We start from the raw sequence: 13295 nt of genomic DNA, 5'->3' as shown, positions 1-13295 counted from the left end.
TTGCGGTGAAAGTATCGCTTCCTGGCGTCCGTTTCAGTGGGACAGGTTCAGTTGCCCGTGCTGTGCCAGCCGCCCTATGGCCTGACCCCGGACCAGGTGGTGACCATCGCCAGCCACGATGGCGGCAGGCAGGCGCTGGAGACGGTGCAGCGGCTGTTGCCGGTGCTGTGCCAGCCCCCCTATGGCCTGACCCCGAACCAGGTGGTGGCCATCGCCAGCAATCATGGCGGCAAGCAGGCGCTGGAGACGGTGCAGCGGCTGTTGCCCGTGCTGTGCCAGCCGCTCCATGGCCTGACCCCGGACCAGGTGGTGACCATCGCCAGCCACGATGGCGGCAGGCAGGCGCTGGAGACGGTGCAGCGGCTGTTGCCGGTGCTGTGCCAGCCCCCCTATGGCCTGACCCCGAAGCAGGTGGTGGCCATCGCCAACTATAAGGGCGCCAAACAGGCGCTGGAGACGGTGCAGCGGCTGTTGCCCCTGCTGTGCAAGCCCCCCTATGGCCTGACCCCGGACCAGGTGATAGCCATCGTCAGCAATGGCGGTGGCAAGCCGGCACTGGAGACGGTGCGGCGGCTGTTGCCGGTGCTGTGCAAGCACCCCTATGGCCTGACCCCGAAACAGGTGGTGGCCATCGTCAGCAATCATGGCGGCAAGCCGGCGCTGGAGACGGTGCGGCGGCTGTTGCCGGTGCTGTGCAAGCACCCCTATGGCCTGACCCCGAAACAGGTGGTGGCTATCGCCAGCTACGGCGGCAAGCCGGCGCTGGAGACGGTGCAGCGGCTGTTGCCCGTGCTGTGCCAGCCGCCCTATGGCCTGACTCCGAACCAGGTGGTGGCCATCGCCAGCCACGATGGCGGCAGGCAGGCGCTGGAGACGGTGCAGCGGCTGTTGCCGGTGCTGCGCCAGCCCCCCTATGGCCTGACCCCGGACCAGGTGGTGGCCATCGCCAGCAATAATGGCGGCAAGCAGGCGCTGGAGACGGTGCAGCGGCTGTTGCCCGTGCTGTGCCAGCCCCCCTATAGCCTGATCCCGGACCAGGTGGTGGCCATCGCCAGCAATATCGGTGCCAAGCAGGCGCTGGAGACGGTGCAGCGGCTGTTGCCGGTGCTGTGCCAGCCCCCCTATGGCCTGACCACGGACCAGGTGATAGCCATCGCCAGCAATGGCGGTAGCAAACAGGCGCTGGAAACGGTGGAGCGGCTGTTGCCGGTGCTGTGCCAGCCCCCCTATGGCCTGACCCCGGACCAGGTGGTAGCCATCGCCAGCCAAGATGGCGGCAAGCAGGCGCTGGAAAGTATTTTTGCCCAGTTATCCAGCCCTGATCCGGCCTTGGCCGCGTTGACCAACGACCGCCTCGTCGCCTTGGCCTGCCTCGGCGGACGTCCTGCGCTGGATGCGGTGAAAAAGGGATTGCCGCACGCGCCGGCATTGGTCACAAGAACCCATAACCGTGTTCCCGAAGGCACGGCCCATCTGGTTGCCGACCACGCGCAAGTGGTTCGCGTGCTGGGGTTTTTCCAGTGCCACTCCCACCCAGCGCAAGCATTTCATGAAGCCATGACGCGGTTTGAGATGAGCAGGGAAGGATTGTTGCAGCTATTTCGCCGTGTGGGCGTCACAGAACTCGAAGCCATCAGTGGAACGCTTCCCCCAGCCTCCCAGCGTTGGCACCGCATCCTTCAAGCATTAGGGGTGAAAGGGGCGAAGCCGTCCTCTGCTTCGGCTCAAACTCCGAGCCAGGAGTCCGTGGATGCATTCGCCGATTCCCTGGAGCGTGAACTGGACGCGCCCAGCCCAATTCACGAGGCAGACCGGGCTCGGGCAAGCAACCGCAAACGGTCCCGATCAGAGAGTTCTGTCAACCGCTCCTCTGCACAGCAGGCTGCCGAGGTGTTCGTTCCCGAACAGCGCGATGCACCGCCTTTGCTCCGCCTCAGTAGCTGGGGCGTAAAACGCCAGCGTACCAGGATCGGCGGCCTCCCGGATCCTGGCATGCCGACGGACGGCGAACTGGCAGCGTCCAGCGCTGCGTTCTGTGAGCAAGATGCGGATCCCTTCGCAGGCGCAGCGGAAGATTTCCCGGTATTCGACCAAGAGGAGATCGCATGGTTGATGACGCTATTGCCTCATTGAGGCTCCGCCGGATCGGCATCAAAGGTCGACAGGAATCCGCCAAAAATTCTTTACTGACAGTGGGGTAGCTCAATGTTGGCTGTTTTTGCCAGAATCCCTGCCGCTCCTCATTGATGACACCGGAGCGAGCGGAACGACGGCGATGCAGCGTACCTTCGGCGATGTGGAGGGCAACGGCAGGCGCAAGCGGACGCGCCGGGAAATGTTTTTGTCGGAGAGATGGACCAGATGGTGCCGTGGAAGGCCCTGCTGACGCTGATCGAACCGCATTATCCGCTTTGGGGCCAACCTGGGCATCAGCCGTACCGGTTGAGACAATACTGCGGATTGGACCGGCCAGCCTTTCGTAGACATCCAGTTGCCATAATTGATGGCAATGACCGAGGTGTTTATGGGCAACAGCAAGCAGTACACGGATGAGTTCCGTGCCGAGGCGGAGAGGCAGGTGATCGAGCGTGGCTTCACGGTGGTTGACGTCGCCTCCCGCATAGGGATTCCCAAGCACACGTTGTATGGCTGGGTGCAGGCGGCCAAGAAGACGGTACCGGCCCCTGGAGCCCCGGCCGCGCCGAGCGACTCGGCCGAGATCCGCCGGCTCAAGGCTGAGCTGCGGCGGGTAACCGAGAAGCGCGACATCCTAAAAAAAGCCGCCGCGTACTTTGCCAAGGGGTAAGGGCGAAGTACGCGTTCATGCGCGCGCACGTCCGGGAGTTCCGTCTGGTGGCGATGTGCCGGGTGCTGGACGTGCAACGCAGTGGCTACTACGCCTGGCTGCGCCATGGCGCCAGTGCTCGCGAGCGCGAAGATCAGCGTCTGCTGGGGCTGATCAAGCACCACTGGCTGGCCAGCGGCACGGTGTATGGCTATCGCAAGATCACCCTGGACCTGCGCGAGGCCGGCGAGCGCTGCAGCCGGCACCGCGTCCTGCGGTTGATGAAAGCAGAAGGCCTGCGTGCCCAAGTCGGCTACGGCCGCAAGCCACGTCATCACGGTGGTCCCGTGGGCGTGGTGACCAATGTGCTCAACCGGGAATTCGCGCCACAGGCGCCGAACAAGGTCTGGGTCACGGACATCACCTACATCAGGACCTACGAGGGCTGGCTGTTCCTGGCGACGGTGATGGATCTGTACTCGCGGCAGATCGTCGGCTGGGCGACGGCGTCGACGATGACCAGCGATCTGGTACTGCAGGCGCTGGTGGCGGCAGCTTGGCGGCGCAAGCCGGGCCCAGGTGTGCTGGTGCATTCGGATCAGGGCTGTCAGTTCACCAGCAGCGACTGGCAGTCGTTCCTGAAAGCGCACCGGATGGTGCCGAGCATGAGCCGACGCGGGAACTGCCACGACAACGCCGTGGCCGAGAGCTTCTTCAGCGTCTTGAAGAAGGAGCCGATCAAGCGGCGGATCTACCCGACACGCGCCATGGCAGCATCGGACGTGTTCGACTACATCGAGATGTTCTACAACCCGATCCGCCGGCATGGTTCCGCTGCCGGGCTGTCACCTGTAGAGTTTGAAAGGCGCTACGCGCAGAGCCGCAACTGAGTGTCTACGGAACTCTGGCCAGTCCACCGAGCGCTGCTGCCAACGACCCCTAAAGGGGCCTAATTTTCACGGCAATTTTCGTGTTGCAACGAAAAAGGGCTTGCGGATGATCCGCAAGCCCTTGATATTTCTGGCGCCCGAAGTTGGACTCGAACCAACGACCCCCTGATTAACAGTCAAGTGCTCTAACCGGCTGAGCTATTCGGGCGGGGAGGCGCATTGTATAGAGGCCTTAGGGGCATGACAAGGGGGGCAAGGCAGCCTCCCCCCTCCAGCGCTAAGCTTCCTACTCCATCACCAGCATTCAGCTTCGTTCGCGCCTGTTGATGTCGTGCGGGCGCCAGTCTGGTCGAGGCTCAGCGCACCGCATTTCGTGTCCTTCTGCAAGTCGGTGGGCGTGGCTGTGAGCTTGAAAGTACTGGCGGTTGGCTGACCAGTAAAGCTCATTGTGTAGAACCGGTCTACGCCCGCGTCACACACCGGAGCTTTAGGTGGATTTCCGTCCTCGTTGAGGTACGACATTTTGAGTGTGTACTGGCGCTCCATCAACTGCGCTCCTTGCTGCACACATACCGCCGCAGCAGACCGGCGCGCCTTGACAACATAGGCCTGGTAGCTGGTGAAGGCGATGGCCGCCAGGATGCCCACGATCAGCACCACGATCATGATTTCGATGAGGGTGAAGCCGCGCTGCCGCGAAGGAGTGCCAAGAAGGGGACGCATCAATCGTTCCTCAGAAGTTCACGCCAGGACACGCGCTTCATGCTGAGCGCGCTGCTATTGGTGCCAAGACTGATCGTACTGGCATTGTCCAGACCGATCTGCATCTGATTGCCGATGAAGATGGGGCTGTTGGGACTGCTGTTCAGCCCGATCCCGGAAACAGGCTTGCCATTCAAGGTATCTCCGGTGCTGGAGCCACCGCTGCCGTCCAGATCGAAGAACGACTGCGGCATGCGCCCGCCCGTGAACGGATTGATCGCCATCACGAAGCCCTTGCCGCTGGGACTACAGACATCGCCCGAGTCGGGTATCCGAGTAGTGCCGATCAACGCGGTCCCCTGGAAGAAATTCGACACCACCATGCGCTCGCCCTCCGCCGTTCCGGAAGGGGGGATCAAGTCCATGTACCAGCCATTCACGCCAGGACTGGGCTGATCTTCGATGACGCGCACGGCATACCCGTTCACGACACCCTGCTGCTCGATATCGACCTTGTTCAAGGTGGAGCGATCCGACGCGATCGCGCTACCGCGATCGATCAAGCCATACCAGGTCTGCACGTCCTTGTTGGAAATATCTCCATCGGACAAGTACTTACCGGTACCGAAGAATACCCAGGTCAATCCTGTCGAAGGATCCTTTGCCGCGGTTGGCGCAGCGGTGATCGGCTGAGTCTTGGCAGCGTACTGCGCAGTGAACAGGCGCGTCGCCTTGCCGGAGGCACCAGTCATGTCGAAGCGCCACAGATTGCCTTTCAAATCGCCGGCATAGATTCGATCGACGATGTAGTCGTTGTTCGAGGACCACGCCAGCACCGAGGACAAGCCATTGTCGCCAGCCGCGCCGGTCGCAATGCTGCTGGAGTCCCCGCTCAGAATGTTGACCAGCACCAGATCGGCCGAATCGCCGCTATTGTTGGGACCATTACCGACCATTGCATACCACTGGCCGTTGCCAAGCTGCCCGATGATCGGCTTGCCAAGATTGTTCCCCAGCGCAGCAAGGTCGGTAGAGGTCTTGTCCCACAGCAGGGAAATGTTGTCAGGATCGGTGACGTCCAGCGCGAACATGCCCTTGCCGCCGCGCCCCATGGTTCCAATCAGAATGGAGCGCCAGCTCGCAGACGCCGTATCGTAGATGTCGGAAACGGTGAGCTCCCCATCCACGTAGTAGCGATGCTGGTACCCGGGATCGGTGTATTTCAGCAGGCCGTTCATCGCCGCCGCTGGCACGAACGCGAACTTTTCGGCGCCAGAGCCAGCGTCGAAACCATGCAACATGCCGTCGTTGGCGCCCACGTAAAGCATTGGAGTGCGCGTCGCCTTGGCAGCGGCAAACGAGGCGTATGCACTCGCGCCGGTAAAGCTTGCTGTGGTGTAGAGCCGCGCATTCGGCGAGCCCACATAAACCGGCTGCGAATTGACGATGTCGCCCAGGATGCCGGTCCGCGTGCGTAGCGTACCGTTGGTGTTGGACTTCTCGTTGGAACGATCCCCTCGCAAATAATCAATCTGCGCCTGGGTCGCAGTAGAGAGAGCAGTACCAGACAGATTCGAAGAGTTGAAATCCTTCAAAACGCCAGCACTGGCGAACTTGATGACCCGACTACTCCAGGAAGGAAAATTTTCGCCAGCGCTCCATGCCTGGGTAAGCGCACCGCTGGAACGATCGACCTTGTACCCTGCAACATCGCCACGCCACGTACCGGCGTAAAACGATGATTGATAGGCCATCGCGCCAGATTCCAATTTCGTCGTATTACTGGAAAGTGACGCCGCCGAACCCCTCAGTTGATCCAGGATACGCTGGAAAGCGCTTTTAAGGCTGCTGACCATCTTCGCGGCTTCGTTTGCGACATAGAAATTGTCAGCACGTTGGAAATCCTTATTGCCACCAACATATTCCCTATTCGTCCACCAAGCCTCAATCGCAAGGGGCTTGATATTAGTGTTAGGATCATATCCTGCCGGAACGGTGAAACCGCCGTATTTTCCAGCCAACCAATATTGATTCTTCACTTTGCTTTTGTAGTCGCCGCCCTCGACCACATCCACCCAATTCGTCGATACAGTCTGGATTCCCGGCAGATCAGAGCGCAGATCCTGAGTATGCGCATGATAAGCGAGCGCGGCAATATATCCAGAATTTCCATTTCCGTTAAAATTAGCGGAAGTTGCACGCGACAACGCAGTCGCATCAGACTGCCCTTCCATCTTCAAGATATTGGTCAGCAATTTGACGACATCGACGGCCTTGTCATTCTTAACCTCCTGCGGCATCGCAGGCTCATTGCTAAGGCTAGTACCACCATACCCTTGATTGCCCGGAAGGTTTTTATCGTTATGGGTATTGGTGTCACCAATACCAAGAATAACGTTCGTCTGACACCAATACGATATGGGGTCGAGCTTTTTATCATTCCATTTATTGATTACAGGAAAAGCATCCGCCTGCTGATAGCGCACATTGGCATCAGCACTGGTAAAGGCGGAGTAGGCGGCTACATCACCCTGTTTTTTGAAGTACCGCAAGGCCGCGTAATAAAGCTCGCTGACGTCGTCATTACTTTTGATGTTCTTGCCCGTCTTCATCTGCCCGAATTTATTCAGATAGTTGATGACACCACTATTGATGATAGGCTTGCTTGCGCCAACGAGAAGCGTCGCCGCATCCGCATCCGCCTTGTCCGGATTTACAACAAGCACGCCCGTCGTTGGATCCCACTCAGCATTTGGATTAGTTGCCGGCCCTTGCTCCGGCGCATACGTTTTTGGCCCTACAAACTTCTGCCTGGCACGCAAGACCCCTGTATCAACTCCATTACCATCGATATTCAAATATCCAAATATGCTGTATTTTATCCGTTGCGAATACTGCTGAATCAGCCCTTCTGGCTTATAGCCCTGCGAATACTTGACGCAATTATCTTCCAATCCTGCGGAACTGTCGCAGACCTTGACTCGCACACTTACGGCAAAAACCGCGTTATCGTCGGTTAGAACGCACTTATTTTTGCTATCGTAGCTTACACAGCTACCGTCCAATGTGTGTATTGCTGGATTGTATGGATATATCAAAGAAGTGTTGATATTGGTAGTGTTAACCACATCGACATTCTTCGTGATCCACATCTGGCTGCCGAGTCCATCTACACGAATCTTGAGGCTACTCCACTTGGAAGCGATGCCCCCCTTCACTGTATTGGCATCGGACACCGTGCGCCTCGGGAAATCTCTAACATCGACCCGCTCGCCGATTGCCTTCTCAACCACGGTGGTAGTCGGCGTATCGACCACGCGATATCCACCTGTCAATGCCGAACGGAATGGATCGATAGTCTGAGTCCCAGCCCAATTGAGAAAATTTCCCGACCAATAGCCATCTGCATCGCACTGATAATTAGCGTTGGGCTGAGCCTCGGTCCGATTGACCGGGTAAAAATAGCGATTGGCCTCAATCTCTTCGTAGTGGTATTTGTAACATTTGGACGAGTCAAAATAGCCCACATATTTCGTACCAACCACAAAATCGCCCAGGTTGGCCACACTAATCGCAGTGGGATACTCAACCGAAGGCACCAGCGCGAGATTACCGGGCACGTCACTGCCCACGTACAGCGGAGATTGCGACACGTCGACCTCCGCGCCCGCACCACCGATGGTCCCGATCAGGAGACCTGCCGCCACGGCGAGGAACGAGTCCCTGCGCTTCGCATTTTTTGCCCGACTGGTCATGGTGAAGGCCTTTACTTGACGGTGACGTTGGTTTGCAGGACGACGATCGCGCGCCCATCTGCGGCCGCGGGGCTGGCGCTGCGCGCGATGATCCGGTAGTAGTGTTCGAGCGAGGTACCGCCGGCACCGCCGTACTGATTCTGATTGACGCTCGACCCCAGGCCCAGTTGGTCTTCGCTGGTGCGCTGACCCAGGTATTGGATGTAGTACTGCGGGGGGCCGGGTTGCAACGTCTGGGCGATTTTGGCATCCACCCAACATTCTTCGGCACCCAGCGTGCATCCGCTGACATTGCCGGTATAGGTATTACTCGGTATGGCAGGGCAGACGGTAGTGCCGGATGAGCAGTTGAATCCCACGGGATTGCCGCTTGCGGCGCCCTGGATGACTTTTTCCGCATCGCGCAGCGCGCCTTCCGCCGCCTGGAATGCCAGACTGCGGTCACGCATGTTGGAAGACATCCGCTCCTCCAGCAACGTGCTGCGCAGCACGGCCAGGCCCAGCAAGGTCATGACCAGCAGCAGCAGCAGCACGATGATGAGGGAGATGCCGGATTGCCGACGGATGGACGAATGCATGCTCACGAATTCCTGTTCCTGATGCTCACGATGGTCGTGAATTCACGCGACAGCGGCGTGTTGTCGCTGCTCACGGCGTCCCCGGAATTGACCGTCATGGTGATCTTGACCGCAACCACGTTGGCCCAATCAGCGACGGCAGCGCCTGTGACGTAGCCGCTCTTTCCGGTAACCAGATACTCGAACTGCAAATTCGAGACACCTTCGGTGATTTCGTTTGCGTTGACCGTGCCGCCCGGCCCGAGCACAGCCTGGTATAGCGAGGTGCCGCGCGGGTTGTCCGCGACATACCAACGCACCGCGCGCAACTCGGTCAGCAGGGAATTCATCTCGTAGGTGTAGTTATTGGAGCCGGCAGCACAGACTCCCGGCAGACGTCCTAGCCGATTGCATGCGTTCAAGGCGCCGCTCTTGTAGGTAACACTGGTGCCCGAGACGCCATCGGCTTGCAGCACTGCAACCTGTTGTCGGTCGCACAGCAACATCACCGCATTGGTATGAAGATCGGCGGCGGCGGCGTTGAGCGTCAGGGTCTGGCTGCCGGCGTTGTGCGCAGTGACGGTGGCGCCACCATTGCTTGCGGACAGGACCTGGATCGCATCGGTGCCGCTCTTGGAGGTGATACCCGGCGGGCCGCTGTTGTCGAAGCCCTGCAGCGGCTGCGCCCAGTTCTTCCACCACTCGGACGTGGGATCAGACAGTACGTTGGCCACAGGCAACCCGGAGTCGCAGGGGTTACCGCCCGCCTCTCGGATATCCCGGGCCATCATTTCGAAGGCGATGCGGGCCGATTCCTGCACCCGGCTCAGGCCTTCGGTGGCCGCGTAGGCCTTGCGATTGGACAGGAAGATGCCGATGGCAGCGCCGACGACCAGCAAGCCGAGCAGCATCGAAATCATCAGTTCGACCAGGTTGAAGCCGGACTGACGGGACGGTGAGGTGCGAAGAAAAGAAGGCTTCACAGCTGCGTCACCGTATCGAGCGTTTGCGTGGCACTACCAATACGGGACTGGCTGGCATCTGCAGCACGGCTATCGTCCCACTGGATGCTGACCTTACATTTGCCATCCAGGCATGCAATAGAACCGCAGGTCGTCGTGGGATCGCCGCCGATGGTGTTTTGCAGAGCGCCAAGCCACGCGGCTTGATCATTCTGGATCAGGCTGCCGCCGGTCGGCGGCTTGCAGACCATGCCGGCAGTGTTGTATTTGCCGATCAGCGCAGCGTCGCGGTTGGCGCGCATCGCATCCAGAATGGTGTAGGTCTGCATGACGATCTGACTGCGCTGCATCGCGCTCTGGTTGTTGCGTAGCGCGGTGGTCTGCATCGCGGCCACGCCGAGCATGCCGATCCCGAGGATCAGCACGGAGATCATCACCTCGATGAGGGTGACGCCGGCGATGTTCCTGCCGCTGTGGAATCGTTTCATGGCGCCTCTGCTTGTCAAGGAGCGGTCTGGCCCGGACACTGGCCGCCGTTCGAACTACGCGCGATGGAAATCCGACTGCCCCCGCTCATGGACACGCTGCGCACGTTGTCGGAGGGACTGGTGACCGGCATGCAAACGACGAGCACTGCATCGCTGTTCAATGGCGTACCGTTGCTGTCGCGGGCAATGCCGTCGGCATTGAACGTGAGCTTGTCGCCCAGCGCATCCAGTGCCGAACTGGAAACGGACAGGCCGGTGCGCAGCGTCGTTGTCCGCAACACGGTGCCGTCGCGCGCCACCGTCAGCACATGGGTCCAGTCGCCGCCGCTGGCGCAGGTGCTGCCGTTGTCGCTGCGGCACAGACTGACCCCGCCGTTCAGGCGCACCGCCTCCGAGCGCGATACCTGCAAGGCGGCGACCAACTCATTGGCGGTGCTGGTCAAGCGGTTGCTGCGGATCAGCATGGTGAAGCTGGGAAATGCCAACGCCATGATGATCGCCAGCACGGCGACCGTGACCATCAGCTCTACCAGCGTGAACCCGCGCAGCCTGGATACGGCAAGGCGGCGCTGCTCAGGAACACACATATCGTTTCCCCAAATTTCCCCAGGCGAACACTAACGGGTGTACCGCCGCCGCACCAGCCATTGCCGACGGATGGCGGATATGGGCGGCTGGACGGATCGTGCGAACCGGCGCCGTTGCCGGCATGATGCGCGTCCGCCCTCCTCCGCCCGCTCTCGATGCCCTCCCCCGCGTACTCGAACGACCAGTTGCAAGTGCTCAAGCAACCATCCACGCTGATCTGGATCGTCATGGCCGGCGAATGCATCGCCGCCATTCTGGCGCTGACCCCGAGCCAGGGCCCAGGGGGAAACCGCTGGGTCTACTTCGGCCTGGCCTCGCTCGGTATCCAATGGGTGGCATTGCTGACCCTGGCCAGCCTGCTGATGCTGCGCCGCGCCCTGGCCGGCAGAGGCATCCTGCCGATCACTGCCGCGACGCTTGGCCTGATGCAGTTGCTGACCTGGTTGATCAGCTGGGTGATCCTGTCTGCGTTCGGCGACTACTGGCAGCTGTCGACCGCAGCATGGCTGACGCTCTCGCTGCAGCTGTCCGGCATCACCTTGCTGATCGGCCTGCTCGGTATGGCTGCGCTGAACAACCATATCCGCATCAAGCAATTGGTCGAACGCGCCAAGCAGGCGGAAATCGACGCGCTCACCGCGCGCGTGCAGCCGCACTTCCTGTTCAATACGCTCAATACCGCGGTGATGCTGGTGCATCGCCAACCGCAGCAAGTCGAGCAGTTGCTGATGGATCTATCCGATCTGTTCCGCGCCGCGCTGGCAACGCCCGACCTGGTCAGCCTCGACGACGAGATCGACCTGGCGAGGCGCTATCTCGACATCGAAGCCATTCGTTTCGGACCGCGCCTGCGCGTGCGCTGGGAGCTGCCGTCGCCGCTGCCGCAGGCCAGAGTCCCGCGGCTTTCGCTGCAACCCCTGGTCGAGAACGCAGTGCATCACGGGATCGAATGCTCGCCCGATGGCGGCGAGATCCGCATCGCCATCGGCCAAGCCCACAACCGACTGAAGATCGAGGTCAGCAATACGCTGCCCCCGGCCGGTTCCACGCCGCACCTGGGTCGTGGCCACCGGGTCGGATTGTCGGCATTGCGCACGCGCCTGGAAAGCATGCAGGGCGGCGTCCTGAGCACGGGCCTGGAGGACGACGCGTTGTTCGTGGCGACGATCCGGATCGAACTCAGGCCATGACCCGATAACAAGGCCGGTACTCGCCGGAGATCTTCATCCGGCGCTGCTCGACGAAGGCGCGCAGCAGTGCGTCCAGGGCCTGCATCATGTCCGCGTCGCCATGGATCTCGAACGGGCCGTACTGCTCGATGCGGCGCATGCCGTCTTCCTTGACGTTGCCGGCGACGATGCCGGAGAAGGCGCGGCGCAGATCCGCCGCCAGGGCGTGCGGCGGGCGGCCGTGATGCAGATCGAGCGCGGCCATCGCCTCGTGGGTCGGCACGAACGGACGCTGGTATTCCAGCGGGATGTCCACCGACCAGTTGAAGTAGAACGCGTCCTTCTGCTCCTTGCGGTGCAGGCGCACTTCCTGGATGCCCTCGGCCATCTTGCGCGCCACCGCGACCGGATCGCCGACCACGATCTCGTAGCGCGAGGTGGCGATCTCGCCCAGGGTCAGGCGCAGGAAGCGGTCGATCTGCTGGAAATACGGCGCGGCGATGGTCGGGCCGGTCAGCAGCAGCGGGAACGGCAACGCGCGATTCTCCTCGCGCAGCAGGATGCCGAGCAGGTACAGGATCTCCTCGGCGGTGCCGACGCCGCCGGGGAACACGATGATGCCGTGGCCGATGCGGACGAAGGCCTCCAGGCGCTTCTCGATGTCCGGCATGATCACCAGGTGGTTGACGATCGGGTTCGGCGACTCGGCGGCGATGATGCCCGGCTCGGTGAGGCCGATGTAGCGGTTGTCGTGCTTGCGCTGCTTGGCATGGGCGATGGTGGCGCCCTTCATCGGCCCCTTCATCGCGCCCGGGCCGCAGCCGGTGCAGATGTCCAGCCCGCGCAGGCCCAGCTCGTAGCCGACCTGCTTGGTGTACAGATACTCGTCGCGCGAGATCGAATGGCCGCCCCAGCACACCACCAGGTTGGGATCGGCCGGCTGCAGGATGCGCGCGTTGCGCAGCTGCCCGAACACGGCATTGGTGATGCCCTCGCCGGACTCCAAGTCGGCGGCCGATTCCGGCCCCAGTTCGATGGCCATGTAGGCCAGGTCGCGGACCACGGCGAACAGCAACTCGGCCACGCCGTTGATGATCTCCCCGTCCACGAACGCCATCGCCGGCGCATTGAGCAGGTCGATGCGCACGCCGCGATCGCGCTGCACCACCTGGATGTCGAAGTCCGGATAGAGGTCGCGCGCGGCGCGCGGGTCGTCGGACGCGCTGCCGCTGGTCAGCACCGCCAGCGCGCAGCGCCGCAGCAGTTCGTGCAGGCCTCCGCTGGACGCGTCGCGCAGGCGCACCACTTCCACGCGCGAGAGGATGTCCAGGGCGCCGCGCGGGTAGATCCGCGCATCCACTACCGGCAGCGCCCGTGCCGCCGTATTGCTCGTCGTCAT

The 13295-nt window shown here is 61.2% G+C and carries 9 protein-coding genes, 1 tRNA gene and 2 pseudogenes; 4 read left to right on the top strand and 8 right to left on the bottom strand.

Annotated elements, in window-relative coordinates:
• Positions 1-51 precede the first annotated feature (51 nt).
• The 3 genes and pseudogenes from avrBs3 to ISN38_RS18155 all read left to right on the top strand — a co-directional run.
• Positions 52-2133, top strand: a pseudogene (gene avrBs3 / locus ISN38_RS18165) (type III secretion system effector avirulence protein AvrBs3); the annotation flags it as partial.
• Positions 2134-2275: 142 nt separating this feature from the next.
• Positions 2276-2445, top strand: a pseudogene (locus tag ISN38_RS18160) (IS5/IS1182 family transposase); the annotation flags it as partial.
• Positions 2446-2524: 79 nt separating this feature from the next.
• Positions 2525-3675 (top strand): IS3 family transposase gene (locus ISN38_RS18155; protein ID WP_206712231.1). Its coding sequence is split into 2 segments (ribosomal slippage): positions 2525-2780 and positions 2780-3675, totalling 1152 coding nucleotides; the frame shifts between segments, so codons are not numbered across the junction.
• Positions 3676-3806: 131 nt separating this feature from the next.
• Here the strand turns inward: ISN38_RS18155 and ISN38_RS18150 are convergent.
• The 7 genes from ISN38_RS18150 to ISN38_RS18120 all read right to left on the bottom strand — a co-directional run bounded on the left by ISN38_RS18150 (position 3807) and on the right by ISN38_RS18120 (position 10660).
• Positions 3807-3883, bottom strand: a tRNA-Asn gene (locus ISN38_RS18150).
• Between the two features lie 86 nt (positions 3884-3969).
• Positions 3970-4398, bottom strand: a complete 429-nt coding sequence (locus tag ISN38_RS18145) for a type IV pilin protein (protein ID WP_047325024.1) — start codon at positions 4396-4398, stop codon at positions 3970-3972.
• Complete coding sequence (locus tag ISN38_RS18140) at positions 4398-8132, bottom strand: pilus assembly protein (RefSeq protein ID WP_051036311.1); 3735 nt, start codon at positions 8130-8132, stop codon at positions 4398-4400. The genes ISN38_RS18145 and ISN38_RS18140 overlap by 1 nt, the downstream gene beginning before the upstream one ends.
• An 11-nt stretch (positions 8133-8143) precedes the next feature.
• Positions 8144-8710, bottom strand: coding sequence for a pilus assembly PilX family protein (locus tag ISN38_RS18135; protein WP_039005208.1), 567 nt, complete (start codon positions 8708-8710; stop codon positions 8144-8146).
• A gap of 2 nt (positions 8711-8712) precedes the next feature.
• Entirely contained in the window at positions 8713-9672 is a 960-nt protein-coding gene (locus ISN38_RS18130; protein ID WP_038237521.1) for a PilW family protein, read from the bottom strand.
• On the bottom strand, positions 9669-10139 hold the full coding sequence (gene pilV, locus ISN38_RS18125; protein ID WP_003468245.1) for a type IV pilus modification protein PilV: 471 nt from the start codon (positions 10137-10139) through the stop codon (positions 9669-9671). Before pilV ends, ISN38_RS18130 begins: the two co-directional genes overlap by 4 nt.
• A 14-nt stretch (positions 10140-10153) precedes the next feature.
• The gene (locus ISN38_RS18120; RefSeq protein ID WP_003468243.1) at positions 10154-10660 is read right to left on the bottom strand and encodes a GspH/FimT family pseudopilin; all 507 of its coding nucleotides are present in this window, start codon (positions 10658-10660) and stop codon (positions 10154-10156) included.
• Positions 10661-10882: 222 nt separating this feature from the next.
• On the opposite strand from ISN38_RS18120, the gene ISN38_RS18115 reads away from it, so the two are divergent.
• Positions 10883-11917: a sensor histidine kinase gene (locus ISN38_RS18115; protein WP_038237519.1), complete on the top strand. Its 1035-nt coding sequence runs from the start codon at positions 10883-10885 to the stop codon at positions 11915-11917.
• Here ISN38_RS18115 and ppnN read toward each other — a convergent pair.
• Positions 11907-13295 carry a nucleotide 5'-monophosphate nucleosidase PpnN gene (ppnN, locus tag ISN38_RS18110; protein ID WP_003468240.1) on the bottom strand — a complete coding sequence of 463 codons (1389 nt, stop codon included), beginning with the start codon at positions 13293-13295 and terminating at the stop codon, positions 11907-11909. The two genes, ISN38_RS18115 and ppnN, sit on opposite strands and share 11 nt — an antisense overlap.

This window comes from Xanthomonas translucens pv. undulosa (assembly GCF_017301775.1).
GTDB lineage: Bacteria > Pseudomonadota > Gammaproteobacteria > Xanthomonadales > Xanthomonadaceae > Xanthomonas_A > Xanthomonas_A translucens.
The sequence above is the reverse complement of the archived record's forward strand: the minus strand, read 5'-3'. Positions and strand labels throughout refer to the sequence as shown.